This is a genomic window from Azospirillum baldaniorum, from assembly GCF_003119195.2.
GTDB lineage: Bacteria > Pseudomonadota > Alphaproteobacteria > Azospirillales > Azospirillaceae > Azospirillum > Azospirillum baldaniorum.
The window spans coordinates 227,053-251,298 of the sequence record NZ_CP022254.1; the positions used below are offsets into that span (position 1 = coordinate 227,053).

Sequence of the window (24,246 nt, forward strand, 5' to 3'; positions counted from 1 at the left end):
GCGCGGAACCGTGCGGCACCCCCATCTCTGTCCTGGGTTCCGCCGTTCAGCTTCGGTTCAGTCGCCCCCGGACAGGATCGGCAGGACTTGCCTGTTTCTGCCGATGAGGGGACTTCCGATGTCCAACGCTTACTCCGACGCCGCCGCCCGGCCACCCGTCAAGACCCGCCCCGTCAAGACCCGCTACGACGGGGTGATGCTGTTCCTGCACTGGAACGTCGCCCTGCTGATCCTGGTGGCCTTCGCCATCGCCCAGGGGCGTGGGCTGGTGCCCCGCGGGCCGGAGCGGACCGCCCTGATGGATGTCCACCGCTCGCTCGGCGTCCTCGTGCTGGCGCTGGTGGCGCTGCGCATGGTCTGGCGCGCCGTCAGCCCGCCGCCGCCCATGCCCGCCGACACCACGCCGCTGCTCCTGCTGGCGGCCAAGGCCGGGCATCTGGCGCTCTACGCCCTGATGATTGCCGTGCCGCTGGCCGGCGTGACCATGACCCAGGCCCACGGCCATCCCGTTACCTTCTTTGGTCTGTTCACCCTGCCGACGCTGGTGGGGGAAAACCATGCCTTCGGCGACACGCTGGAGAAGCTGCATGAGCTTCTCGGCACCGCCATCATCGTGCTGGCCGGTCTGCACGCGGCGGCGGCCCTGGTCCATCAGTATGTGCTTAAGGACGGAACGCTGAGCCGCATGCTGCCCTGGGGAAACCGCTGAATAGAAAAGGGCGGGCGGCGCTGGCACCGAAGTGCCGGTGGGCGCCGCCCGCCGAGTGGCGAGGTCCTGCCTCCTCCATGGATGGACCCATGTTCGGGTCCCCCATGGTCTGATGAACCCGCCCAAGCGGCATCTCTTCCCGACGCAATGGCGGTACCGCCCCCCGCTTTGACGCATCACCCCTGTTTTCCGGCTGTGCAGCGGGGGAGGTGAGGCGGTGCCCGGTAAGGCGATTCGTATGGCAGCGGGAGCTGCGTTTCTGGTGTCGGCGCCCGCCGGTGCGGTGCCGTTCGACCGGGTGTTCGTCTTCGGCGACAGCCTGTCCGACACCGGCCGCGTCTATGAGCTGACGCGCGGCGGCATTCCGCAGAGCCCGCCCTATTACGACGGGCGTTTCTCCAATGGCCCCGTCTGGGTCGAGCGGCTGGCCCCGCTGATCGGCAGCCAGCCCGACCAGAAGACCAACTTCGCCTATGGTGGCGCGGAGACCGGCACCCTGTCGCAGACCGGCGTTCCCGGCATCCAGGGGCAGGTCGGGCAGTTCCTGTTCAGCCGCCCGAGCGGCACCGGCGGCGGGCTGTTCGCGGTGTGGGCAGGCGGCAACGACTACTTCAACCGCGTCTCGGCCGGGGCGGACCCGTCGGGCCTCGTCACCCAGACGGTCGGCAACATCGTCACCACGGTGGAGCGTCTGGCGGCGCTCGGGGGGAAGACCTTCCTGGTCCCGAACCTGCCGGACCTCGGCACCGTCCCGGACACCCGCAACTCCGACCGCGCCGCCCTGCTGAACGCCGTCACAGCCTCCCACAACACGTTGCTGTCGCAGGCGATGGCCGACGTGGAGAAGCGGCTGGGAGTCACCGTCGTGGTGGCCGACGTCAACGCGCTGTACCGCGCGGTGGCGGCCAACCCGACGGCCTACGGCTTCACCAACACCGTGACGCCCTGCCTGTCGAACAACGCGCCGACCGGCGCCTGCGGGACCGAGGTGCAGGCCGACCAGACCGTCTATTGGGACGAGATCCACCCGACCCGCGCCGCCCATCTGCTGATCGCGCAATACATGCAGGGCGCCCTGCTCGCGCTGAACGACGCGGCGGAGACGGTGGCGATGCAGCCGGAGCTGGCCTTCGAGGCGACGCGGAGCTGGCACCGCGCTCTGCTCGGCTCCATCGCCGGCCCCGCCGCCGCGCGGGTGGAGGCGCCGCTCGGCAACGGGGAACTGAGGGCGTTCCTGATCGGCGACGCCGCCTGGGGCCGCCTCGGCGGCACGGCGGAGCGCCAGGGCTTCCGCTTCAACACGCAGTCGGGTGGCGTCGGCGCCGAACTGCCGGTCGGGCCGGCCTCGCGCGTCGGGCTGTCGGTCGGCGGGTCGCGCGGCCGCGCCAAGCTGGACGAGGGGGCGGGCACGCTGGACATGACCAGCACCATCATCGGCCTGCACGCGGTGACCGAGGCGCGGGGCTTCCTGCTGGCCGTGGCTGGCAGCGTCTCCTTCGACCGTTACGGCGACATCGACCGGACCACCGGTTTCGCGCCGTTTCCCAACGCCTCGGCGGACACGGACGGGCGGACCTATGCCCTGTCGGTCGCCGGGGGCTATACGACGCAGCTCGGTCCGGTGGCGCTGGGACCGCGGCTCGGTCTGCGCTACATCCACACGCGCATCGACGGCTATCAGGAGAGCGGCGCCGGCCTGCTGTCGCTCGGCGTCGAGCGCCAGAGCGCCGAATCGCTGGAGAGCAGCGTCGGGGCCGAAGCCTCCACCATCGTTGAGATCGGGCGGACGGTGCTTCAGCCCAGCCTGGGTATCGCCTGGGAGCACCAGTTCGCCGAGGACGCGCGCACCGTCACCGTCCGCCTGCCCGGCGGAGCCGCCAACAGCGTGAGCCCGAGCGGCGACGGCCGCGACTCCCTGGTGGTCGGCGCCGGCCTGTCGGCCCAGCTCTGGCAGGCGGTCAGCGCAACGGTGGGTTACCGCGGCGAACTGTCGGGGGCGGACGGCCACAACCACGCCTTCACCGCCCGCTTGCGGATGAGCTTCTGAGGAAACGCCTATTCCATCCTTCCGGAAGGCTTTTTCCTGCTGGCGTTGCGGCGCCGCAAGAGGAACAATCGGTGCCGGTGCGTCGCCCCCGGGCACGCCCGCCCGAACAAGAACAACGGCCCGGACAAAAGCAAAGGGAGGAGTTTCATGGCCTACAAGCACATCCTCGTGCATCTCGATTCCGGCCCGCAGGTGGAAACCCGCCTCGACGCGGCCATCGCGCTGGCGAAGACCAGCGGCGCCTTCCTGCGCGGCCTGTTCGCCCAGCCGGACCGCAGCGCCACCAGCGTCATCGCCCGCCGCTCCAGCGACCATCTGGAGCAGGCCGCCGCCCGCAGCGAGGCGATGTTCCGCGACAAGCTCCAGGCGTCGGGCCTGCAGGGCCAGTGGCACGGCCTGACCCACGGCGAGCACAACCACGTCATCCGCGAGGTCATCATCTGGTCGCGCTTTGCCGACCTGACGGTGCTCGGCCAGTTCGACCGCAGCGCCCCCGCCGACGGCGTGGCGCCGGAAGAACTGAACGAGCAGGTGGTGCTGAATTCGGGTCGCCCGGTGCTGGTGCTGCCCTTCGCGGGCACCTTCCCGGTGATCGGCAAGCGCGTCGCCGTCGCCTGGAACGCCGAGCGCGAGGCCGCCCGTGCCCTGTCCGACGCCATGCCCTTCCTCCAGGCCGCCGACGAGGTCACCGTCATCACCGTTCTGACCCAGGCCGCCCCGCCGGCCGGGACGGAGCCGCAGCGCATCGGCCTGCTCGACCATCTGGCGCTCCACGGCGTGACGGCCGACCAGACGCATTTCACGGTGACCGACATCGGCGCCATGGACGCGCTTCTGGCCCGCAGCATCGATTCCGGGGCCGATCTGCTGGTGATGGGCGCGCATGGCCATTACGGCTTCCCCTTCCTGCACCGTGGCGGCGGGACGCGCCATGTCCTGCGCACCTGCCCGGTGCCGCTGCTGCTCTCCCACTGACGCCGTCCGGTTGACGCAAACAGGGGCGGGCTTTCCTCCGCCGGGCTGGGCGGCCATGTAGAGGCTTCCCGGCACCGGCTGGAGAGCGTGCATGTCCTGGCTTCGCGTCTTCCTGATCGCCTGTCCCGTCATCGTCCTGGCGGCGCTGTTCGCCGCCTGGGCGGCGACGGGCTTCGACCTGTTCGGCCTCAGCCTGCCGGGCCTGCTCGCCCTGGTCGGCGGCGCCGTGCTGACCAGCGCCGTCGCCATCGGGCTGATGGCCCTGGTTTTCCTCAGCAACCGCAGCGGCCACGACGAGGCAGCGGGCCGCCCCGACCCCACGGACGGGCCGGACCGGCTCTAAAGCCCGGACCCCGAAAGGGGCCATCGGCCCTTTCTTCCGTCTGATGTCCGCATGGTCGGCGGAACGCCTGCGACTCCCCACCGTTGCTGAAGGGACGAAGGAGCCCCGGTTCTTGCGGCCGGACGGGCCATGCCTGCGGCCGGGGCGGGAAGGAGGGGAACGCCGCGATGGACGAACACCGCATCCGCCACCGTGCCTACGAGATCTGGGAGCAGGAGGGGCGCCCCGAAGGCCGCCGCGCTGAACACTGGGAACGGGCCTGCCGTGAACTCCAGGAGGAGGACGAGCGGGCGAAGGAGCAGGGTCCCGAACCGCGCGACCGCGTCCGAGCCGCCGCGGATTCGGGCGCCGGCATCTGACGTCCATCACAGCCATTCCTCCAAGGAGACGCCATGCCGCCCCGCCGTGATCCCGCTTCCTTCATGTGGTCGGAGGCCGTTGAACTGCTGGACCGTGCCGAGCGGCTGCACCGCCAGTTCTTCCGCCCGGCCCCGCCCGGCCCGCGCCGCGCCTGCTGGACCCCGCCCATCGACGTCTACGAGACGGAGGATGCGGTGACCATCGTCGTCGCCCTTCCTGGCGTCGGTGCGGAACAGCTTCACGTCGCCGTCGAGGACGGCGTTCTGGTGGTTGCCGGGGAGCGGACCCTGCCGCTGGGCTGCGACGGGATCATCCACCGCCTCGAGATTCCCCACGGCCGCTTCGAGCGGCGGATCGAGCTGCCCGCCGGGGCCTTCCGCATGGGACGGCGCGAGCTGTCGGCGGGCTGCCTCGTGCTGACGCTCGACAAGATGGGATGAAGGACGTTCGAATGACTGATGAGCACGCTGCCGAAGCGACGCCGGCTCCCCAGACACCACCCGCCTCGCCGCCGGCCTCCGGGTTGCCGGAGGATGTGATCCCGGTCATCCCGGTGCGGAACCTCGTGCAGTTTCCGGGGGTGGTGCTGCCGGTGACGGTGGGGCGGGCGCGCTCGGTCGCCGCGGCGCAGGAGGCGGCCCGCACCGAACGGCCGGTCGGCATCCTGCTCCAGCGCGACGAGGCGGTGGAGGACCCGACCGGAGCCGACATGCACCGCGTCGGCACGACCGCCAGCATCCTGCGCTATGTCACCACGCCCGACGGTTCGCACCATCTGGTGTGCCAGGGACAGCAACGCTTCCGCATCGTCGAGTGGGTGCCGGGCCATCCCTTCATGGCCGCCCGCGTCGAGATGGTGGAGGAAAGCGACACCGCCACGCCGGAGGTCATGGCCCGCTTCCTGAACCTGCGCAACGAGGCGGTGGAGGCGCTGCAACTGCTGCCCCAGGCCCCGCAGGAGCTGTTGGCCGCCGTCCAGGCGCTCGAAAGCCCCGGCGAGCTGGCCGACATGACCGCCAGCTACATGGACCTGAAGCCCGCCGAGAAGCAGGAGGTGCTGGAGACCATCGACCTGCCGGAGCGGCTCGACAAGGTTGGCGGCCTGCTCGCCCGGCGGATCGAGGTGCTGCGGCTGTCGCGCGACCTCCGCGAGCGCACCCGCGAGGCGATGGACGAGCGGCAACGCGAATACCTGCTGCGCGAGCAACTCCGTGCCATCCAGAAGGAGCTGGGCGAGGCCGACGAGGGGCGTCAGGCCGAGATCGGCGAGCTTCAGGACGCCATCGCCAAGGCCGGCATGCCCCTTGATGTCCGCGAGCACGCCGAGAAGGAACTGCGCCGGCTGGAGCGCATGCCGGAGGCGGCGGCGGAATACTCTATGGTGCGCAGTTACCTGGACTGGCTGATCGAGATGCCGTGGGACCGCCGGTCGGAATCCCGCATCGACATCGCCGAGGCGCGCCGCATCCTCGACGAGGACCATTACGGGCTGGAGAAGGTCAAGCGCCGCATCTTGGAATTCCTGGCGGTGCGCAAGCTGAACCCGGAGGGGCGCAGCCCCATCCTGTGCTTCGTCGGCCCGCCGGGGGTGGGCAAGACCTCGCTCGGCCAGAGCATCGCGCGGGCGACCGGGCGGGCCTTCGCCCGCGTCTCGCTGGGCGGCGTCCATGACGAGAGCGAGATCCGCGGCCATCGCCGCACCTATGTCGGCGCGCTTCCCGGCAACATCGTCCAGGCCATCCGCAAGGCCGGGACGCGCGACTGCGTGCTGATGCTGGATGAGATGGACAAGCTGGGGCAGGGGTTCCACGGCGACCCGTCGGCCGCCCTGCTGGAGGTGCTGGACCCGGAGCAGAACGCCACCTTCCGCGACCATTACCTGGGCGTGCCTTTCGACCTGTCGAAGGTGATGTTCATCGCCACCGCCAACATGCTGGACACCATCCCCGGCCCGCTGCGCGACCGCATGGAGGTGATCGAGCTGTCCGGCTACACCGAGGACGAGAAGCTGGAGATCGCCAAGCGCTACCTGCTGGCCCGCCAGCTCGCCGCCAACGGGTTGACGGCGGACCAGCTGGAGATCCCCGACGACACGCTGCGGGCGATCATCCGGGACCACACGCGGGAGGCCGGGAACCGCCAACTGGAACGGCTGATCGGCGCGGTCGGGCGCTACGCCGCCGTCCGCATCGCCGAGGGCGAGGTCGAGCGGATGCGGGTCGAACCGGCGGACCTGACGGCGATCCTCGGGCCGCCGCGATTCGAAAACGACGTGGCGATGCGCACCAGCGTGCCCGGCGTGGCGACCGGTCTCGCCTGGACTCCGGTCGGTGGCGACATCCTGTTCATCGAGGCCAGCCGCTTTTCCGGCTCGGGGCGGCTGATCCTGACCGGCCAGCTGGGCGAGGTGATGAAGGAGAGCGCGCAGGCCGCCCTCAGCCTCGTCAAGTCGCGGGTGAAGGACCTCGGCCTCGACCCGGAGGGGCTGGACCGTTTCGACATCCATATCCACGTCCCGGCGGGTGCCATCCCAAAGGACGGGCCGTCCGCCGGGGTGGCGATCTTCACGGCCCTGGTGTCGCTGCTGTCCGGGCGCTGCATCCGCTCCGACACGGCGATGACCGGGGAGATCAGCCTGCGCGGTCTGGTGCTGCCGGTCGGCGGCATCCGCGAGAAGGTGGTGGCCGCCCAGCGCGCCGGGCTGAAGACGGTGATGCTGCCCGCCCGCAACCGCAAGGACTTCGACGACATTCCGGCGGCGGTGCGCGAGCGGCTGAGCTTCGTCTGGCTGGAGCGGGTGGACGACGCCGTCCGCGCCGCCCTGGTGTCGGAGCCCTCCGTGGAGGCGGCGGAGCGCAAGGCCGGGTAGCGTTCTCCGCAGAGGCCGGAACCCTTGCGCACCGGGGGTGCGGTGCGCCACATCAATGGCGCGCCCGCACGGAGCGCGCACAGGAGACGATCATGACGCCCGAGGAACGCACCCTCCTTTCCGATCTGTTCACGCACCTGCGCGAGGTGGAGAACCAGCCCCGCGATCCGGAGGCGGAACGCTTCATCCAGCAGATGATCCAGGGCCAGCCCGCCGCCGCCTACTACATGGCGCAGTCGGTCCTGGTGCAGCAGCAGGCGCTGACCGCCGCCCAGCAGCGCATCGAGGATCTGGAGCGGCAGGTGAGGGAGGCGCAGTCCCGCGCCCAGCAGACCCAGACCCAGCCGTCCGGCGGCAGCTTCCTGTCCAACGCGCTCGGGCTGGGGCGCAGCCCATGGGCCGGCGGCGGCAACCGTTCGGCGGAGCCGCCCGCTCCGGCGCCCCAGTCTCCCCAGGGGCCGGCCTACAACCCCATGCAGCCGCCGTCGCGCAGCCCGTGGGGGGCCGCTCCGCAGGCCGGCGGGCAACCCGGTTACGGCCAGCCCGGCTATCCGCCCCAGCCCGGTTACGCTCCGCAGCCCGGATTCGGCCCGCAGGGCTCCGCGCCGCGCGGCGGCGGGTTCCTGAGCGGTGCGGCCCAGACGGCGGCGGGCGTCGCCGGTGGCATGCTGGCGGCCAGCGCCATATCCTCGATGCTCAGCCATTCCCCGGGTCCGTTCGGCGAGGCCGCGGCGGCGGCGGGTCAGACGGCCAGCCATGGCGAGACGATCATCAACAATTACTACGGCGACTCCGCCGACCAGGGCGCGGACCAGGGCTTCCCGCCGGAGGACAACAACCTCCAGAACATCGACTATCAGACCGACGATTCCTCGTTCGATGACGGCGGCGGCGATGGCGGTGGAGACGACAGCTGGATCTGACCTTATCCAGTCCTTGGCGGAAGGTGTGCCAACCTTTGGGAAAGGTCCGGTGCGCCTTCGTGCCGCCATCACAGTTAATATAAATTAAACAGTTAGGTCCCTACGGTGCGTTGGGCAAGGCAGGCCATATTCCCCGATCCCCACGCAGACCCGAGGCCCATGACGACGCTCGTTCAGCCCCAGCCGACCGAAGACGCCGAGCGCAGCGACGCTGAGCGCAAGGCCTCCGCCACCCAGATGTACCATGAGGTGGCGCGGATCATCGAACGGATGCACCGCCGGTTCCTCGACGTTCTGCGAATCGAGTTGTCCCGCATCGGCATCGACGACATCAGCCCGGTGCAGGTGATGATGCTGCTGAACATCTCCAACGGAGAGATCAGCGTTCGCGACCTGATCGAGCGCGGCTATTACCTCGGCTCCAACGCCTCCTACAACCTGAAGCAACTGGTGGACAGCGGCTATGTCGACCGCTCCGCCTCGCCGCGCGACAAGCGCGCCGCCCGGCTGAAGCTGTCGGCAAGGGGGTTGGAGCTGTGCGAGCGGCTGCGCCACATGGCGTCGGTCCACTCCGATGGTCTGATCCGCACCGACGGCGACAGCCAGGACTTCGAGGTCACCTACCGCACGCTGCGCCGTCTGGAGCGCAAATGGACGGACGTCATCCGCTCCGACGAAACCGAAATCCTCTGACGCGCATTGACCTCCCTCAGTGTGCGCGGCGGTATGCCGTGCCACGATAAGGCCGCTGGGCTTTGTGGGGGATGTGGGATGAGGTTCGCCGTCGGCACGCAGGATTACCGCAGCATCGCCACCCATGGCGGCCGCACCCGCCGCTTCCTGGTCTTCGAGGCCGAATCAGGCAGCGATCCTGTCGAGGTCGAGCGGATCGAGCTTGCCGAGGACGAGGTGCTTCACCTCGCCGGCGATGGGCGTCCGCACCCCATCGACGCGGTGCGGGTGGTCATCACCGGCTCGTCCGGCGAGGGTTTCATCAACCACATGAAGCGCCGCGGCATCGAGCCGGTGACCACGCTGGAGACCGATCCGGTGCAGGCGATCCGCGACTGGTTCGCGGGGACCGTCAGGACGGCCCCGCCGCCCGAGCATCCCCATGAGCATCACGACCACGGCCATCACGACCACGACCTTGGTGACGCCCCGCAGGAGCGCCACGGGGCGCCGGCCTGAGTCGTCACACAGGGAAGGACACGCTGGCGGTGGTGCCGGCGGCGTCGCTTTCCGTGTTCAGCGTGTCGCCGAGCTGGGCAGCCAGCGCCTCGGCCAGCATCAGCCCGTCCTCCGCCGTCGTGTCGAAGCCGGCGGGCAGGGCGCGCCCGTTGTCCTCGACGATCAGGCGGGCGCGCCCGTTGTTCTCCTGCGTCACCGACACGCGGATCCAGCCTTGCTCCGGAAAAGCGTGGTGCAGGCTGTTGGTGATCAGCTCCGCGGTGATCAGGCCCAGCGGCATGGCCTCGTACAGGCCGATCTGGATGGGATCGCTCTTCACCTCGATGGGCACGTTGGCGAGGCCACCGGGAGTCCCATGCTTCACCGCGTCGGCGAGCGATTCGATGTAGCGGCCCAGGTTCACATGGGTGCCGGTGCCCGACTCGTGGAGCTGGCGATAGAGAATGGCCAGCGCTTCGATGCGCACCAGCGTCTGCTCGTAGGCGGCTCGGGCGTCCGGGTCGCGGATGCGGCCCGTCTGCAGCTTGAGCAGGCTGATGACGAGCTGAAGGCTGTTCTTGGCCCGGTGCTGAAGCTCGCGCAGTTCGGCCTCCAGCTCGCGGATGCGCTCCGCGATTGGGTCCTCCGGCGCTCCCGAACCGGTGGCGGGGCGATCAGCAGGCAGGGCGACCGGCTGGGACCGGAGGGGATTGGGCATCACGCGATTCTCGGCTGAAGCTGGGCAATGTTTTCCTTAGGTACAGAACAATTTATGCGCTTGAACCCACTCCCGAATTGGTTCTGAGGAAGTAACCCTCTGCGCATATCCAATTCGTTCGTCCACGTTCGGACGGAGAGGCAGGGCTTATGATCCCGGCGGACAAAGGGTCGGAATCGCGGGCAGGCGGGGCAAGCCGGAAAATGCGTTTCCCCGGCCGCCCCGTCGTGGCATGAGTGCCGCCATGCGTTTGAGAACCCTTGCGATTCCCTTTTGCGCCCTGTTGGCCGTGGCCGGCGGTTGCGCCGCGGTGGCCGGAAACGGCCGACCGGTCGAGTCCTCCGTTCCGATTGCGCTCGATCCGGACCGCCCGGATCTTGCAGAGGTTGGCGCTCTGCGATTTCGCGGCGCCCTCCGTCTGCCCGATGGGGCAGGGGTGGGAGGCTTGTCCGGCCTCTGGGTCAGCGACTCGGGCGACCGTTTCGCCGCGGTCTCCGACAACGGCAAGAGCGTCACGGGGCGGCTGTCCTACGACGCCCAGGGGCGTCTGGCGGGTGCCGGACACTACGATGTCCGTCCCTTGACTCTCGATAAGAGTCCGGACTACCGCGGCCGGCTCAACGATTCGGAAGACCTCGTCCGCCTGCCGGGCGGCGGCTGGCTGGTGCCGTTCGAGCGCAATCACCGTATCCTCCGTTACGAAGGCGCCGACCGGCCCGAGGGAGCCCCGCGGAAGCTTCCGGTGCCGCCCGGTCTGGAAAACGCCCCAGCGAACGGCGGGGTCGAGGCGCTGGCCGCGCTGCCGGACGGCCGCATCCTGGCCATCGAGGAGGGCGACGACGACGGCGTCCGCGAACGCCACGCCTGGATCGCTTCCGTCGAGTTGAAAACGCGAGGCGATTGGCAGCCGCTGACCTACCGTGCGGCGCCGCGCTTCCGTCCCACGGCCGCGGCACCCCTGCCGGACGGCGGGGTGCTGGTGCTCGAGCGGCGGGTGTCCCTGCTGGGCGGCTGGGCGGCGCGCATCGTCCATGTGCCGACGGACTCGCTGCGCGGTGGCGCGACGATGGACGGGGTGGAACTGGCGCGCCTGGAGCCGCCGTTGCCGACCGACAATTTCGAAGGATTGGCGGTGCGGCCCGGTGAGGACGGCAACCTGCTCGTCTACATCGTTTCCGACGACAACCGCAGCCCGCTCCAGCGGACCTATCTTATGATGTTCCAGCTTCCGGCCAGCGCTTTGAAAGCCACCGTCGCGGGGCGCTGACCGGAAAGCGCCCCCGCGGTGAGCGGCGTCGCTCAGAAGTTGGCGTAGGGGCCGCCCTGGCCGGGCATGTCCGGCACGCCCGGAGCACCCGGATTCCCCATCGACTCGCGGTGATGATGGACGCGGGCGATGCTCGGGGCGAGGTCCTGAAGCTCGATGAAGTTATCGGCCTGACGGCGCAGCTCGTCTGCGACCATCGGCGGCTGGGAGCGCACCGTGCTGATGACGCTGACCCGCACACCCTTGCGCTGCACCGCCTCGACCAGCCGACGGAAATCGCCGTCGCCTGAGAACAGCAGGATGTGGTCGACGCGCTCGGCCATCTCCATCACGTCGATGGCCAGCTCTATGTCCATGTTGCCCTTGATCTTCCGCCGGCCCGAGGCGTCAGTGAACTCCTTGGTCGGCTTGGTCACCATGGTGTAGCCGTTGTAGTCCAGCCAGTCGACCAGCGGCCGGATCGGCGAATACTCCTGATCCTCCACCAGCGCGGTGTAGTAGAAGGCGCGCACCAGCCGCCCCTCGGAGGCGAAGCCGTCGCGAAGACGCTTATAGTCGATATCGAAGCCCAGGGACCGGGCAGCCGCATACAAATTGGCGCCGTCGATGAACATCGCCAGACGCTCTTCCTTATAAAAGAGCTTCGTAACATCTTTCGGCAAAGTCGTATTCCGATCCAATTCCGTAATCCTTCCACGATGGATTGAATTATATGTCAGGCATACGCGAAATTGCGATTCACCAGATAAGTAAAGTAGGAGGTCGTCTACGCGCGAGCAAGGGGGAGCGCGGGCATGGTCACGCCGCGGGCGGGGTACGGCGGGCGCACCCGACAAGGCTCGAAGCGCTTGCGCAGGCGCGAACGCATCAATATATTCGGTTGCCTTCGCAGATCCCGGAGTTGGTTTGGTATGGCTCGCGTTACCGTCGAAGATTGCGTCCTCAAAGTTCCGAACCGGTTTGAACTGGTCATGATGGCGGCCCAGCGTGCGCGTGAGATCGCGTCCGGCGCTCCGCTGTCGATCGATCGCGACAACGACAAGAACCCGGTCGTTGCCCTGCGCGAGATCGCCGATGAGACGGTGATGCTGGAGCATCTGAAGAACGCCCTGATCAAGGGCCACCAGAAGCATGTCGAGCCGGACGAGCCCGAGGAGGAGATCGTCGAGCTGATGGCCGGCGAGCACGACTGGGCCGCCCGCGGCGACACGTCGCTGGAGGACGAGGACGGGATGAGCGAGGCGGAGGAGGTCGGCGAAGGCGACGACCTGCTGTCCGACATGGAGAGCGACCCGGCGGCGGCCTTCGGCGAGACCGAGGACGACGTCGTCGGCCGCGATGCGGACGGGGATCTCTGACGCTGACCGACTGCGACCGGCTGTGGGGGCCGATGGGCCCCCTCTCCGTCGACCAACCGAACATTTGCGAAACTTCATGGCGCACGCTGCGCCGGGTCGGGTGGCATGATCCGGCAATATGAGCTTGTCGAACGCGTCAAGGCGTACGACCCCTCGGCTGACGAGGAGTTGCTCAACCGCGCCTACGTCTTCTCCATGAAGGCGCACGGCTCGCAGACCCGCGCCTCGGGCGATCCCTACTTCCTCCACCCGCTGGAGGTCGCCGGCATCCTCACACAGCTCAAGCTGGACGCCGGGACCATCGCGACGGCGCTGCTGCACGACACGGTCGAAGACACGGTCGCCACGCTGGAGGACATCGAGAAACATTTCGGCAAGGAGATCGCCCGTCTCGTCGACGGCGTGACCAAGCTGTCGCGCCTGGAACTGCACAGCGAGCAGGCCAAGCAGGCCGAGAATTTTCGCAAGCTGGTGCTGGCCATGTCGGAGGACATCCGTGTCCTCCTGGTCAAACTGGCCGACCGCTTGCACAACATGCGCACGCTGTTCCATCTGAAGAACCCGGACAAGCGCAAGCGCATCGCCCGCGAAACGATCGAGATCTACGCGCCGCTCGCCGAGCGCATCGGCATGCATCAGGTCAAGGACGAGCTGGAGGATCTCTCCTTCGCGGAGCTGAATCCGGACGCCCGCGACAGCATCCTCGCCCAGCTCTCCCGCCTGCGCACCGAGGGTGAGAACCGCGTCCAGCGGATCATCCAGGAACTCCGCGGCACGCTGGCGGAGGAAGGTCTGCCCAACGCCGGGGTCACCGGGCGCGAGAAGACCGCCTATTCGATCTGGCGCAAGCTGCAGCGCAAGAACGTCAGCTTCGAGCAGCTGTCGGACATAATGGCTTTCCGGATCATGGTGGACACGGTGCCGGAATGCTATCAGGCGCTGGGCGTCATCCACGCCCATTACCCGGTCGTTCCGGGGCGCTTCAAGGACTACATCTCGACGCCCAAGCCCAACGGCTACCGCTCGCTCCACACCGGGGTGATCGGTCCGGAGCGCAACCGCATCGAGGTGCAGATCCGCACCAGCGACATGCACGAGATCTGCGAACTCGGCGTCGCCGCCCACTGGGCCTACAAGCAGGGCGAGCCGCGCACCCAGCAGGGGCGCGAGTACCGCTGGCTGCGCGAGCTTCTGGACATCCTGGAGCACGCGCAGAAGCCCGAGGAGTTCCTGGAGCACACCAAGCTGGAGCTGTTCCAGGACCAGGTCTTCTGCTTCACGCCGAAGGGCGACCTGATCGCGCTGCCGCGCGGCGCCACCCCGGTGGACTTCGCCTACGCCGTCCATTCGGAGGTCGGCGACCACTGCGTCGGCGCCAAGATCAACGGGCGGATGCTGCCGCTGCGCACGCAGCTGCAGAACGGCGATCAGGTCGACATCATCACGTCCAAGGCCCAGACCCCGGTTCCGGGCTGGGAACGCTTCGTCGTCACCGGCAAGGCGCGGGCGCGCATCCGCAAGTTCCTGCGCACCCAGCAGCGCACCCAGTACATCGAGCTGGGCCGCGCCATCCTGCAGCGCCAGTTCAAGTCGGAAGGCTACGAGTTCTCGGAAAAGGCGCTGGACGGAGTCGTCAAGATCTTCCAGCAGCCGAGCGCCGACGACCTGCTGGCCAGCGTCGGGTCGGGCCTGCATTCGGGCCGCGAGGTCTTCCACGCCGTCTTCCCCGGCCACAAGCCGCATGTGGCGACGCCCAAGGAAGGCGACGACAAGAACGCCATCACGGTTCCGAAGCCCAAGCCGAAGGTGAAGGGCCACAACGCGCCGCTGCCGATCCGCGGCCTGATCCCCGGCATGGCCGTCCATTACGCCCGCTGCTGCCACCCGCTGCCGGGCGACCGCATCGTCGGCATCGTGACCACCGGCAAGGGCGTGACCATCCACACCATCGACTGCGAGACGCTGGAGAGCTTCCACGAATCGCCGGAGCGGTGGATCGACGTCGCCTGGGACATCGGGCCGGACAGCCCCGAGGAGCATGTCGGGCGCATCTCGCTGGTGGTCAACAACGAGCCGGGCTCGCTCGGCACGCTGTCCACGGTCATCGGCAAGAACGGCGGCAACATCACGAACCTGAAGATCACCAGCCGCAACACCGACTTCTTCGAGCTGCTGATCGACATCGACGTGAAGGACGCCAAGCATCTGACCAACATCATGGCGGCCCTGCGCGCCACCCCCGCCATCAACGCGGTGGAGCGCGCCCGCGGGCGGTGAGGGTTGCCCGCGCGGTCGCGCCCGCCCAGAGCGCCCATCGGAAGCGAGGGAAGCATGTCCAGCCCGACCATCTTCAGCCGCCTGATCGCCGGGGAACTGCCCTGCGCCGTGGTGTACGAGGATGCGGAGACCTTCGCCTTCATGGACGCCGGGCAGGTCAACCCCGGCCATGTGCTGGTGGCGCTGAAGCGCCCGGCCCCGACCATCCTGGACGTGACGGAGAACGAGGCGGCAGCCCTGTTCCGCACCGTCCACAAGGTCGCCCGCGCCGTCCAGGCCGCCTTTTCGCCGGAGGGGATCACGCTTCTCCAGACCAACAAGCCGGCGGGCTGGCAGACGGTGCCGCACATCCACGTGCATGTGGTGCCGCGCTATGAGAACGACGGCGCCGATCTGGTCTGGCCGCGCCACGACCCGCCCATCGAGGAGCTGAAGGCGCTCGCCGCGCGGATCGCCGCGCATCACGTCGTTGAATGACGGCGTGACGCGACGCCACGCCACCGCTATATAGCAGGGAGACCCGGTGCCCGCCGGATGCAGGATGCGGGACCGGCGCGACACCGGAGTTTCGAGCCTATGCCCCGCCCTCTGCGCCTCGGCGTGAACATCGACCATGTGGCGACCGTCCGCAACGCGCGGGGCGGGCGTCACCCCGATCCCGTGCGCGCGGCGAAGCTCGCCGCCGAGGCCGGGGCCGACGGCATCACGGCCCATCTGCGCGAAGACCGCCGCCACATCATCGATTCCGACATTGAGCGGCTGATGGCGGAGATCCGGTTGCCGCTGAATCTGGAGATGGCGGCCACGGACGAGATGCTCGGCATCGCGCTGCGCCACAAGCCGCACGCCTGCTGCCTCGTCCCGGAGAAGCGCACCGAGGTCACCACCGAAGGCGGGCTGGACGTCGCCGGGCAGATGGACAATCTCAAGCGCACCGTCGGTGACCTCGGCGCCGCGGGCATCCGCGTCTCGCTGTTCATCGACCCGGAGCCGGCGCAGCTCGATGCGGCGAAGGCGTTGGGCGCGCCCGTGGTGGAACTGCACACCGGCGCCTATTGCGACGCGCCCGCCGGGGCGGAACGCGCGGCGGAGCTTGAGCGCATCGTCCGGGCGGCCGCCCACGCCGAGGCCATCGGGCTGGAGTGCCACGCCGGCCATGGGCTGAGCTACGAGACGGTGGGGGCGGTCGCCGCCATCCCGACCATCGTGGAGCTGAACATCGGCCATTTCCTGATCGGCGAGGCGATCTTCGTCGGGCTGGGCAACACGCTCCAGCGCATGCGCGCCGTCATGAAGGACGCCCGAGCGGCGGCAGGAGGCGTCTCATGATCCTCGGCATCGGGAACGACCTGATCGACATCCGCCGGATCGAGCAGTCGCTGGACCGTTTCGGGGACCGCTTCATCGCCCGCATCTTCACCGACGTGGAGCGCGCCAAGTCGGAGCGCCGCGCCGGGGCCGCCGGCAAACACAGCGCGCGGGCCGCGACCTACGCCAAGCGCTTCGCCGCCAAGGAGGCCTGTTCCAAGGCGCTGGGCACCGGTTTCCGCGACGGCGTGTTCTGGCGCGACATGGGGGTGGTGAATCTGCCCTCCGGCCAGCCGACCATGCGCCTGACCGGCGGAGCGCTGGAGCGGCTGCAGGCGATCACCCCGCCGGGCATGCAAGCGCGCATCCACGTGACGCTGACCGACGAGTACCCGATGGCCGAGGCCTTCGTCATCATCAGCGCCGAACCGGCCGACGCTTCCGCCGACACCTCCATCACCACCTCCACGGCACCCTCCGCATGACCATGAACAGAGAGACCGCCTTGACCGGCAAATCCAAAGAGACAGGCGGCTTTGCCGAGACGGTGAAGACGGTCTTCTATGCGGTCATCATCGCCTTCGGCGTGCGGACCTTCGCCTTCGAGCCCTTCAATATCCCGTCCGGGTCGATGATCCCGACGCTGCTGATCGGCGACTACCTGTTCGTGTCCAAGTTCTCCTACGGATACAGCAAGTACACGGTCGGCTTCGGTCTGCCGCTGTTCGAGGGCCGCATCCTGGGCCACGCGCCGGAGCGCGGCGACGTCGCCGTGTTCAAGCTGCCGCGCGACAACAAGACCGACTACATCAAGCGCGTCATCGGCCTGCCGGGCGACACCGTCCAGGTGACCGGTGGCGTCCTGCACATCAACGGCCAGCCGGTGAAGCGCGAGCGGATCGAGGACTATGTGTCGCGCGACGCGCTGGGCCGCGAGGTCCGCATCGCCCAGTATGTGGAGACCCTGCCGGGCGGGCGCAGCCACCGCATCATCGAAGAGTCGGACAACGGTCCGCTCGACAACACCCCGGCCTTCAAGGTGCCGGCGAACCATCTGTTCATGATGGGCGACAACCGCGACAACTCGCTGGACAGCCGCGTTCCGTCGCAGGTGGGGTATGTCCCGATGGAGAATCTGGTCGGGCGCGCCGAATTTCTGTTCTTCTCTCTGGAGGACGGGACGCGCTTCTTCGAGGTGTGGCGCTGGCCGGCGGACCTGCGGTTCAGCCGCCTGTTCAACGCCGTGAAGTGAGCCCCGCACAGCACCGGGGCGCGGAGACCGATTATTGTGAGCCCTGAAGAACGGGGGACCCCCATGGCGTCCGACGCGGACGTGAGCGCCGATTCCGCCGACCTTGCGGAACTGGCCGCGGCCATCGGCCATCGCTTTGCCGACCCGCAACGGCTGGCCGACGCGGTCACCCATCCCAGCCTGATGGGGCTGGAGCGCAACGACCGCGGCGGGCGGCCCGAGCAGGGGCCCGGCCTCGCCTACGAGCGGCTGGAGTTCCTGGGCGACCGGGTGCTCGGCCTCGTCATCGCGGAATGGCTGCTGGAGCGCTTCCCCAACGAACGCGAGGGCGCGCTCGCCAAGCGGCACGTCTCGCTGGTCCGGCGGGAGGCGCTGAGCCGTGTCGCCGGCGCGCTGCAACTGGGGCGTTACCTGCGCCTGTCTCCGTCGGAGGCGCAGGGCGGAGGGCGCAGCAACAACACCATCCTGGCCGACGCCTGCGAGGCGGTGATCGGGGCGCTGTATCTGGACGGTGGCATGGACAAGGCGCGGGACTTCATCCGCGGAGCCTGGGCCGGGCAGATCGACCGCGCGGAGCCGCCGCCGCTGGATTCCAAGACGGCGTTGCAGGAATGGGCGCAGGGCAACAAGCGGCCCCTTCCCACCTATGAACTGATCGAGCAGAGCGGCCCGGCGCACGAGCCGGTGTTCCGCATCGCGGTCCGGTTGAAGGGCATGGAGCCGGTGACGGCCACCGGCCCGTCCAAGCGGGTCGCCGAACGGAAAGCGGCCAGCGCCTTGCTGCGCCAATTGGGAGTGCAGGTCGATGACTGACGGCCGCGACAAGTTTGAAGACGACGATAAGGACGAGGGCGTGAGCGAGAGCGTGGACGAGGGTGCCGACACTGGTGCCGAAGAAGGCGCCGAAGAGGCTGCCTATGTGCCCGAAAACCCGCGCTGCGGATTCGTCGCCCTGGTCGGCGCGCCGAACGCCGGCAAGTCGACCCTGCTGAACGCGATGGTCGGCTCCAAGGTGTCGATCGTCAGCTCCAAGGTGCAGACGACCCGCACGCGCGTGCTCGGCATCACCATCGCCGGCGACAGCCAGATCATCTTCGTGGACACGCCCGGCATCTTCAAGCCGAAGCGCCGTCTGGACCGCGCCATGGTGGCGGCGGCCTGGCAGGGGGCGGAGGACGCCGATCTGGTCGGCCTGCTGTTCGACGTGTCGCGCCGCGGCATCGACCAGGACACGCTGGGCATCATCGCACGGCTGAAGGAGCAGGGGCGCAAGGCGATCCTGATCCTCAACAAGATCGACCTCGTGCCGCGGGAGAAGCTGCTGGGCCTCGCCGACAGCTTCAACCAGGAAGGCATCTTCACCGACATCTTCATGCTGTCCGCCTCGACCGGCGACGGGGTGGAGCATCTGCGCGGCTTCTTGGCCGCCCGCATGCCAGAAGGCCCCTGGCACTATCCGGAGGACCAGATCTCCGACATGCCGATGCGCCTGCTGGCGGCGGAGATCACCCGCGAGAAGCTGTTCCAGCAGCTTCACCAGGAACTCCCCTATTCGGCGACGGTCGAGACCGAGCAGTGGGAGGAGTTCGAGAACGGGTCGGTCAAGATCTCCCAGGTCGTCTATGTCCAGCGCGACAGCCAGAAGGCCATCGTGCTCGGCAAGCAAGGCACCCGCATCAAGGCGCTGGGGCAGGCCGCCCGCACCGAGCTGGAGGAGATGCTGGAGCAGCGCGTCCACCTGATGCTGTTCGTCAAGGTGCGCGAGGACTGGGAGAACGATCCGGAGCGCTACGAGGCGTGGAACCTCGACTTCGGCGCGTCCTAAAGCACCGGTCAGGGTATAGGCGTGGGCGGAGGGTCCCCCATATAGAGGGGCGATCGTCCCCTACACGGACCGGCTGACCGTGCGCGTGCCCATTTTCAACGACCTGTACGACGCCGGCTCGCGCCTGTTGGGCCGGGCCGGCGATCTGGTTTCCGGCGGCATCCTGGAGCAGGACGTCCGTCTCGGCGTCACCGGGCTGCGGCGGGCCGGCAAGACCGTGTTCGTCACCTCGCTGGTCGACAACCTGCTGAAGGCCGGGCGGCTTCCCTTCCTCGACGTGGTGTCCTCCGGCCGCTTCCAGGCCTCGCGCCTGCGCCCGCAGCCCGACGCCCAGGTCCCCCGCTTCGAGGTGGAGCAGCGGCTGGCCGAACTGGCCGGCCCGGCGCCCCATTGGCCGACCGAGACGCGCGGGATTAGCCAGCTCCGCCTGTCCATGCGCTACCGCCCGAACGCGGTGCTGAAGCGCACGGTGCAGCCGGTCGCCACGCTGAATCTCGACATCGTCGACTATCCCGGCGAATGGCTGCTCGACCTGCCGCTGCTCCACCAGTCCTTCGCGGAATGGAGCGCGCTGACTTTGGAACTGGCCGGGCGGGCGCCGCGCGACGAGCTGTCGGTGTCCTGGCGCGGCTGGCTCGCCACCATCGACACGGCGGCCCCGGCGGAGGAGGAGCAGGCGCGGCGCGGCGCGGCGTTGTTCACCGACTACCTGCACGCCTGCCGCCGTTCCGACAATCTGCTCAGCCTGATCCAGCCGGGGCGGTTCGTCGAGCCGGGCGACATGGCCAACGCGCCGCTGCTGACCTTCTGCCCGTTGCCGGGTGACCGCCCGCGCACCCGCGGGAGCCTGTGGGCACTGATGGAGGATCGCTACGAGGCGTACAAGTCCAAGGTCGTCCGCCGCTTCTTCGCCGAGCATTTCGCCCGGCTCGACCGGCAGATCGTCCTGATCGATGTGCTGGGCGCGCTGAACTCCGGCCCGGCGGGCATGGCGGACATGAAGCGCGCCCTCGAACTGAGCCTGGAGCCCTTCCGTCACGGGTCCAGCAGTTGGCTGGACTGGCTGCTGGGCCGGAAGATCGACCGCGTGCTGTTCGCCGCCACCAAGGCCGACCATGTCGCCTCGCACCAGCACAACAGCCTGCGCCATCTGCTGGACCGGCTGGTGTCCGACGCCCGCGCCGGCATCCGTTTCGAAGGGGCGCAGGTGGAGACCATGGCCATCGCCGCGCTGAAATCCACCGAGACGGTGGTGACCGAGCATGAGGGACGGCAGTTGCGCTGTGTGCGCGGCGTGCCGCTCGGCCGCGACCGCCCGACCGTGCTGTTCCCCGGCGAGATCCCCGAGGACGCCGACTTTCCGCCGGGGCAGGAGCGGCCCTACAATTTCATGGCCTTCCAGCCGCCCGCCGACCTTGCCCGCGAGGCGCGCGGCCTGCCGCACATCCGGCTGGATCAAGCCATGCAGTTCCTGCTGGGGGATTATCTGGAATGAGCGAGCGCACCCGCGACCGCCACTGGGTCCCGCCGATGGAGCTGGACCCTACCCGCGCCGCCGCCGTCCCCCCGGCGGAGGAGGAGGCGATCATCGCCGGTCCCCTGGCTGGTTCGGCGGCGGAGCGCCTGCCCGCGCTGCTGGCGGAGGACCGGCCGCGCAGCCGGCTCGGCCGCTGGCTGGCCGGCTCGGTCGCCGCGCTGGTGCTGATCGCGCTGGGCTTCGACACCTGGGACCTGTTCAACCGCGCCTTCGCCACCAGCGCCGCGCTGGGCGTCCTTGTGGCCGCCGCCGTGACGGTGGCCGGCGGGGCAGCGCTGGCGATGCTGCTGCGCGAACTGCGCGCGCTGCGCCGCCTGCGCAGGATCGAGGAGTTGCGCGGCGAGGCCGGACGCTTGTCCACCGAGATCGTGACGAAGGCCGGGGAGCCGGGCCACGCCGAGCGCTTTGCCGGGTCGCTGACCCGCCTCTATGACGGTCGTGCCGATCTGGCGTCCTCGCTGGAGCGGGTGCGCGACCATGTGACGGACGCCCACGACGACGCGGAGATCCTGCGCCTGCTCGACCGCGAGGTGATGGGGCCGCTGGACCGCCGCGCCTACCAGACCGTCCTGCGGGCGTCCCGCGACACGGCGGTGGCGACGGCGCTCAGCCCGGCGGCGGTCGTCGACCTTGCGGTGGTGCTGTGGCGCAACCTGAAGCTGGTGCGGGAGATCGCGGCGCTCTACGGCGCGCGGCCCGGCTATGTCGGGTCGATGCGGCTGCTGCGGCGGATGCTCGGCAACCTCGCCGTCGCCGGGGTGGCGGAAAGCGCCCACCACGTCGCCGTCGAGGCACTGGGCGGCTCCATCGCCGCGGCCATCTCCACCCGCATGGGGCAGGGGGTGATCAATGGGCTGCTGACCGCGCGGGTCGGGCTGACCGCCATGCATCTGTGCCGCCCCATCGCCTTCGGGCCGGACAACCGCCCCAGCATGGGCCAGATCCGCAAGGAGCTGCTGTCGCTGCCGAAGCAGGTGCTGTAGCCGGTCAGGCCTTCGGAATAGGCAGGCCGTGCCGGGGGTGGGTGCGGTCGTGGATCAGGGCGCGGTCGCGGATCATCGGCCAGACGATGCGGCGCAGGAAACGGTGATCCTGCAGCCGATCGGCCTCGGCGGCGGCGTGGCGCTCGGCCAGCGGAAGCAGGTCGGGCAGCAGTCCGGCAACGCCGCCCCAGTGACCGCCCGTCATCACCTCCGTGTGCAGAACCCCGTCGCGCAGGACGTGGAAGGGCTGGCCGGAGGCGATCCAGTCATCCACGGCGGCCTTTCCGTCGGCGGACGGCAGCGCGTCCCAATCGCGGCAGAGGAAGCGCGCCACGGTGGGATCGTCGGCGGCGGTCAGTCGCCAATAGGGACCGCCGGTCGGTGCGTCGGCGGCCACCGCCACGAGGTCCGCGCCCGCCGCGGCCAGCTCGGCCAACCGGAAGTCGGCAAGGGTACCGTCGTGATGAACCCGGCAGATCCAACCCGGATAGAGCGCCACGGTCTGCCGCAAAATCTCCACTGGGTCGTGGACACTGGCGGGTTGGCCGCTCCACAGGCTGAAGGCGATGACGTTGTGCCGCCGCGCCTCGGCCCCGCGTGGCCGTGCGGGCAACGGGGGCAGGGCGGGGGCCGTGTCGATGGCCGTCCGGTCCTTCAGATCCAGCGCCTGTTCGCCCCAGGCGGCGGCCTCGTCCTCCCGACCGAGAAAAGCGAGGGCAACCACCAGCCGGTCGATGGCGTCGAGATGACGTGGATCCAGGCGCGCGGCCCGTTCCAGCGCACGGGCGGAGTCCTCAAGCCGGTGCACGACACCCAGCGCAATCCCCAGATTGAAGGCGGCGGACGGAAAATCCGGCGTGATGGCCAGGGCGTTGCGGTAGGCGAAGGTGGAGTCCTCCCGCAGTCCCATCGCGAACAGCGCGTTGCCGTAGAGAAAGGCGACGTCGGCGTCCAGCGGCAGCAATTCCGCGGCCCGGGCAAGCGGGCGGAGGGACTCGGTGCCGCGCCCCTGCTCGACCAGCAGGCGACCCTCCTCGTGCCGCAGCGCGCCCAAGCGTTCCACCGCGATGGCCAGGGTGGGGACGGAGGCAACGGCGCGCTCCAGGGCGGTGATGGCCCCGGCGGAGCGGCCCAGGCTACGCAGGGCGTTCGCCATGTCGGTCCAGGCCTCCGCGAAATCGGGCTGGAGGGCGACGGCCCGCCGGTAATCCTCCACCGCCGCCTCTGGTTGTCCCGAGGAGCGCCGGATGTTGCCGCTGTTGGCGAGCATGTCCGCCGCTTCGGGCCTCTGGGCGATGGCGCGGGCGATGAGTTGCAGGCCAAGCGCCTGCTCCCCCACCTGACCGGCCAGGACGCCCAGGAAATGCAGGGCGTCCGGCTGATCCGGGGCCACATCCAGGATGCGGTTGTAGAGCTGCTGGGCCTCGGCCAGCCGGCCGGACAGATGGTGGTCCAGGGCGAGCGTCAGAGCTTCCGCGATCGTAGCCATGCATACAGGCTTAAGCACCCCGGCGCCCCTCCGCAAGCGTCATGGCTGTGAGAAGGGTGGGCGATGGCCTCGATGGTCCTGGAATGCGAAGCTTTGGTGCCGGAAACAGCCTGTACGATTTCGTCCTTTGGCATAGCCGGAAAAAAGGTGAACGAACCCTTTACAATGCACGAGTGCGGCTGCAATATATCATCTGGATTGTCCACACATCGGTGTAATGTCATGAACGTGGCCACCGCCACCGCAACGGCTGCAAGGCCGTTGGCCTTCATGACGGCCCGCAACAGCGAGGCTGTTGAAACCGGGGCCGACACCGGGACTCCGTCCGCAAAGGACCCCGTGACCGGGCAGTCCGAACCCCTCTCCGGACGCTACACGAAGACCGCCTACCGCTACGATGCCGACGCGTCGCGGCTGGTGCTGCTGTTCCGCAGTCCGGAAGACGGGGTAACCCTCGACCAGATACCGACCGAGGCGGCTCTGCGGCAGTACCGTGAGGCGCAGAAGGACCGGAAGAGCGGCAAGGCGTCGCTTGAGCTTCTGGTTGGCGGCTCGGACGGGCAGGACCAGCCGAACAGCACCGGCCAGAGCGGAACCTCCGCCAACGGTTCCCCCGTGCACCGCTGGGCCTCGGGCCACTCCGGGACCGGCGGGGGGCGTTCCGGCCCGTCACAGGGGACTTCCGCGCACACCTCGCCGGTGGTAGCCTCGACGCCGATGACGACCCATGCGGTGGCCGCGCCCTCGGTGGGGGCCGGTTCCGTCAATGTGGTCATCTGACCGACGCGGCGCCGACCGTACGGCGTCGGCCGCCTGTTTCCTTTGAAGGCATCCTC

25 protein-coding genes are annotated in these 24,246 nt (G+C 69.0%); 22 read left to right on the top strand and 3 right to left on the bottom strand.

Annotated elements, in window-relative coordinates:
• Window positions 1-118: 118 nt before the first annotated feature.
• The 10 genes from Sp245p_RS15400 (at window position 119) to Sp245p_RS15445 (ending at window position 9,417) form a co-directional block, all read left to right on the top strand.
• A complete protein-coding gene (locus tag Sp245p_RS15400; protein WP_014198720.1) occupies window positions 119-709 on the top strand; it encodes a cytochrome b in 591 nt (196 codons plus the stop codon).
• 238 nt (window positions 710-947) lie between these two features.
• Entirely contained in the window at window positions 948-2,756 is a 1,809-nt protein-coding gene (locus tag Sp245p_RS15405) for an autotransporter domain-containing protein (protein WP_109138667.1), read from the top strand.
• A gap of 147 nt (window positions 2,757-2,903) precedes the next feature.
• Window positions 2,904-3,731 (top strand): universal stress protein, encoded by an 828-nt coding sequence (locus tag Sp245p_RS15410; protein ID WP_014198723.1) that lies wholly within the window; start codon window positions 2,904-2,906, stop codon window positions 3,729-3,731.
• A gap of 91 nt (window positions 3,732-3,822) precedes the next feature.
• The gene (locus Sp245p_RS15415; protein ID WP_014198724.1) at window positions 3,823-4,074 is read left to right on the top strand and encodes a hypothetical protein; all 252 of its coding nucleotides are present in this window, start codon (window positions 3,823-3,825) and stop codon (window positions 4,072-4,074) included.
• A 167-nt stretch (window positions 4,075-4,241) separates the two neighbouring features.
• Complete coding sequence (locus Sp245p_RS15420; protein WP_014198725.1) at window positions 4,242-4,433, top strand: DUF2934 domain-containing protein; 192 nt, start codon at window positions 4,242-4,244, stop codon at window positions 4,431-4,433.
• A gap of 33 nt (window positions 4,434-4,466) precedes the next feature.
• The gene (locus Sp245p_RS15425; protein WP_014198726.1) at window positions 4,467-4,874 is read left to right on the top strand and encodes an Hsp20/alpha crystallin family protein; all 408 of its coding nucleotides are present in this window, start codon (window positions 4,467-4,469) and stop codon (window positions 4,872-4,874) included.
• Between the two features lie 11 nt (window positions 4,875-4,885).
• Complete coding sequence (gene lon, locus Sp245p_RS15430; protein ID WP_211101735.1) at window positions 4,886-7,303, top strand: endopeptidase La; 2,418 nt, start codon at window positions 4,886-4,888, stop codon at window positions 7,301-7,303.
• Window positions 7,304-7,395: 92 nt separating this feature from the next.
• A complete protein-coding gene (locus Sp245p_RS15435) occupies window positions 7,396-8,226 on the top strand; it encodes a DUF2076 domain-containing protein (RefSeq protein ID WP_014198728.1) in 831 nt (276 codons plus the stop codon).
• Window positions 8,227-8,385: 159 nt separating this feature from the next.
• Window positions 8,386-8,919 (top strand): MarR family transcriptional regulator, encoded by a 534-nt coding sequence (locus tag Sp245p_RS15440; protein WP_014198729.1) that lies wholly within the window; start codon window positions 8,386-8,388, stop codon window positions 8,917-8,919.
• A 78-nt stretch (window positions 8,920-8,997) separates the two neighbouring features.
• On the top strand, window positions 8,998-9,417 hold the full coding sequence (locus Sp245p_RS15445) for a NifB/NifX family molybdenum-iron cluster-binding protein (RefSeq protein ID WP_014198730.1): 420 nt from the start codon (window positions 8,998-9,000) through the stop codon (window positions 9,415-9,417).
• A gap of 4 nt (window positions 9,418-9,421) precedes the next feature.
• Here the strand turns inward: Sp245p_RS15445 and Sp245p_RS15450 are convergent, their stop codons facing one another.
• Window positions 9,422-10,114 carry a sensor histidine kinase gene (locus Sp245p_RS15450; protein WP_014198731.1) on the bottom strand — a complete coding sequence of 231 codons (693 nt, stop codon included), beginning with the start codon at window positions 10,112-10,114 and terminating at the stop codon, window positions 9,422-9,424.
• A 436-nt stretch (window positions 10,115-10,550) separates the two neighbouring features.
• Between Sp245p_RS15450 and Sp245p_RS15455 the strand changes: the two genes are divergently transcribed.
• Entirely contained in the window at window positions 10,551-11,381 is an 831-nt protein-coding gene (locus Sp245p_RS15455) for an esterase-like activity of phytase family protein (RefSeq protein ID WP_420867243.1), read from the top strand.
• A gap of 32 nt (window positions 11,382-11,413) precedes the next feature.
• Here the strand turns inward: Sp245p_RS15455 and Sp245p_RS15460 are convergent, their stop codons facing one another.
• The gene (locus Sp245p_RS15460) at window positions 11,414-11,995 is read right to left on the bottom strand and encodes a LabA-like NYN domain-containing protein (RefSeq protein WP_014198734.1); all 582 of its coding nucleotides are present in this window, start codon (window positions 11,993-11,995) and stop codon (window positions 11,414-11,416) included.
• Between the two features lie 297 nt (window positions 11,996-12,292).
• Between Sp245p_RS15460 and rpoZ the strand changes: the two genes are divergently transcribed.
• From rpoZ to Sp245p_RS15510, 10 genes are all read left to right on the top strand, one after another.
• Entirely contained in the window at window positions 12,293-12,739 is a 447-nt protein-coding gene (gene rpoZ, locus Sp245p_RS15465; RefSeq protein ID WP_035679203.1) for a DNA-directed RNA polymerase subunit omega, read from the top strand.
• Window positions 12,740-12,844: 105 nt separating this feature from the next.
• A complete protein-coding gene (locus tag Sp245p_RS15470; RefSeq protein ID WP_014198736.1) occupies window positions 12,845-15,016 on the top strand; it encodes a RelA/SpoT family protein in 2,172 nt (723 codons plus the stop codon).
• Window positions 15,017-15,070: 54 nt separating this feature from the next.
• A complete protein-coding gene (locus Sp245p_RS15475; protein WP_014198737.1) occupies window positions 15,071-15,493 on the top strand; it encodes an HIT family protein in 423 nt (140 codons plus the stop codon).
• Between the two features lie 99 nt (window positions 15,494-15,592).
• A complete protein-coding gene (locus tag Sp245p_RS15480; RefSeq protein WP_014198738.1) occupies window positions 15,593-16,345 on the top strand; it encodes a pyridoxine 5'-phosphate synthase in 753 nt (250 codons plus the stop codon).
• On the top strand, window positions 16,342-16,809 hold the full coding sequence (gene acpS, locus Sp245p_RS15485; protein ID WP_014198739.1) for a holo-ACP synthase: 468 nt from the start codon (window positions 16,342-16,344) through the stop codon (window positions 16,807-16,809). The genes Sp245p_RS15480 and acpS overlap by 4 nt, the downstream gene beginning before the upstream one ends.
• Entirely contained in the window at window positions 16,806-17,576 is a 771-nt protein-coding gene (gene lepB / locus Sp245p_RS15490) for a signal peptidase I (RefSeq protein WP_014198741.1), read from the top strand. The genes acpS and lepB overlap by 4 nt, the downstream gene beginning before the upstream one ends.
• 63 nt (window positions 17,577-17,639) lie before the next feature.
• Window positions 17,640-18,389, top strand: a complete 750-nt coding sequence (gene rnc, locus Sp245p_RS15495; RefSeq protein ID WP_014198742.1) for a ribonuclease III — start codon at window positions 17,640-17,642, stop codon at window positions 18,387-18,389.
• Window positions 18,382-19,401 carry a GTPase Era gene (gene era / locus Sp245p_RS15500; RefSeq protein ID WP_014198743.1) on the top strand — a complete coding sequence of 340 codons (1,020 nt, stop codon included), beginning with the start codon at window positions 18,382-18,384 and terminating at the stop codon, window positions 19,399-19,401. Before rnc ends, era begins: the two co-directional genes overlap by 8 nt.
• A gap of 79 nt (window positions 19,402-19,480) precedes the next feature.
• A complete protein-coding gene (locus Sp245p_RS15505; RefSeq protein ID WP_014198744.1) occupies window positions 19,481-20,896 on the top strand; it encodes a YcjX family GTP-binding protein in 1,416 nt (471 codons plus the stop codon).
• A complete protein-coding gene (locus Sp245p_RS15510; protein WP_109138668.1) occupies window positions 20,893-21,921 on the top strand; it encodes a TIGR01620 family protein in 1,029 nt (342 codons plus the stop codon). The genes Sp245p_RS15505 and Sp245p_RS15510 overlap by 4 nt, the downstream gene beginning before the upstream one ends.
• Window positions 21,922-21,925: 4 nt before the next feature.
• On the opposite strand, the gene Sp245p_RS15515 is transcribed toward Sp245p_RS15510, so the two are convergent.
• Window positions 21,926-23,410: a tetratricopeptide repeat protein gene (locus Sp245p_RS15515; protein WP_014198747.1), complete on the bottom strand. Its 1,485-nt coding sequence runs from the start codon at window positions 23,408-23,410 to the stop codon at window positions 21,926-21,928.
• Between the two features lie 222 nt (window positions 23,411-23,632).
• On the opposite strand from Sp245p_RS15515, the gene Sp245p_RS15520 reads away from it, so the two are divergent.
• Window positions 23,633-24,190: a hypothetical protein gene (locus tag Sp245p_RS15520; RefSeq protein ID WP_014198749.1), complete on the top strand. Its 558-nt coding sequence runs from the start codon at window positions 23,633-23,635 to the stop codon at window positions 24,188-24,190.
• Window positions 24,191-24,246: the final 56 nt, after the last annotated feature.

What these genes read in the sequence shown, in the direction of transcription:
- lon (WP_211101735.1), top strand. Translation starts at nt 4,886, where the DNA reads ATGACTGATGAGCACGCTGCCGAAGCGACGCCGGCTCCCCAGACACCA.
- acpS (WP_014198739.1), top strand. Translation starts at nt 16,342, where the DNA reads ATGATCCTCGGCATCGGGAACGACCTGATCGACATCCGCCGGATCGAG.
- Sp245p_RS15440 (WP_014198729.1), top strand. Translation starts at nt 8,386, where the DNA reads ATGACGACGCTCGTTCAGCCCCAGCCGACCGAAGACGCCGAGCGCAGC.
- Sp245p_RS15415 (WP_014198724.1), top strand. Translation starts at nt 3,823, where the DNA reads ATGTCCTGGCTTCGCGTCTTCCTGATCGCCTGTCCCGTCATCGTCCTG.
- era (WP_014198743.1), top strand. Translation starts at nt 18,382, where the DNA reads ATGACTGACGGCCGCGACAAGTTTGAAGACGACGATAAGGACGAGGGC.
- Sp245p_RS15410 (WP_014198723.1), top strand. Translation starts at nt 2,904, where the DNA reads ATGGCCTACAAGCACATCCTCGTGCATCTCGATTCCGGCCCGCAGGTG.
- Sp245p_RS15405 (WP_109138667.1), top strand. Translation starts at nt 948, where the DNA reads ATGGCAGCGGGAGCTGCGTTTCTGGTGTCGGCGCCCGCCGGTGCGGTG.
- Sp245p_RS15470 (WP_014198736.1), top strand. Translation starts at nt 12,845, where the DNA reads ATGATCCGGCAATATGAGCTTGTCGAACGCGTCAAGGCGTACGACCCC.
- Sp245p_RS15515 (WP_014198747.1), bottom strand. Translation starts at nt 23,410, where the DNA reads ATGGCTACGATCGCGGAAGCTCTGACGCTCGCCCTGGACCACCATCTG.
- Sp245p_RS15450 (WP_014198731.1), bottom strand. Translation starts at nt 10,114, where the DNA reads ATGCCCAATCCCCTCCGGTCCCAGCCGGTCGCCCTGCCTGCTGATCGC.
- Sp245p_RS15435 (WP_014198728.1), top strand. Translation starts at nt 7,396, where the DNA reads ATGACGCCCGAGGAACGCACCCTCCTTTCCGATCTGTTCACGCACCTG.
- rpoZ (WP_035679203.1), top strand. Translation starts at nt 12,293, where the DNA reads ATGGCTCGCGTTACCGTCGAAGATTGCGTCCTCAAAGTTCCGAACCGG.
- Sp245p_RS15510 (WP_109138668.1), top strand. Translation starts at nt 20,893, where the DNA reads ATGAGCGAGCGCACCCGCGACCGCCACTGGGTCCCGCCGATGGAGCTG.
- Sp245p_RS15480 (WP_014198738.1), top strand. Translation starts at nt 15,593, where the DNA reads ATGCCCCGCCCTCTGCGCCTCGGCGTGAACATCGACCATGTGGCGACC.
- Sp245p_RS15445 (WP_014198730.1), top strand. Translation starts at nt 8,998, where the DNA reads ATGAGGTTCGCCGTCGGCACGCAGGATTACCGCAGCATCGCCACCCAT.
- Sp245p_RS15460 (WP_014198734.1), bottom strand. Translation starts at nt 11,995, where the DNA reads ATGTTCATCGACGGCGCCAATTTGTATGCGGCTGCCCGGTCCCTGGGC.
- Sp245p_RS15425 (WP_014198726.1), top strand. Translation starts at nt 4,467, where the DNA reads ATGCCGCCCCGCCGTGATCCCGCTTCCTTCATGTGGTCGGAGGCCGTT.
- lepB (WP_014198741.1), top strand. Translation starts at nt 16,806, where the DNA reads ATGACCATGAACAGAGAGACCGCCTTGACCGGCAAATCCAAAGAGACA.
- Sp245p_RS15520 (WP_014198749.1), top strand. Translation starts at nt 23,633, where the DNA reads ATGAACGTGGCCACCGCCACCGCAACGGCTGCAAGGCCGTTGGCCTTC.
- Sp245p_RS15400 (WP_014198720.1), top strand. Translation starts at nt 119, where the DNA reads ATGTCCAACGCTTACTCCGACGCCGCCGCCCGGCCACCCGTCAAGACC.
- Sp245p_RS15420 (WP_014198725.1), top strand. Translation starts at nt 4,242, where the DNA reads ATGGACGAACACCGCATCCGCCACCGTGCCTACGAGATCTGGGAGCAG.
- rnc (WP_014198742.1), top strand. Translation starts at nt 17,640, where the DNA reads ATGGCGTCCGACGCGGACGTGAGCGCCGATTCCGCCGACCTTGCGGAA.
- Sp245p_RS15475 (WP_014198737.1), top strand. Translation starts at nt 15,071, where the DNA reads ATGTCCAGCCCGACCATCTTCAGCCGCCTGATCGCCGGGGAACTGCCC.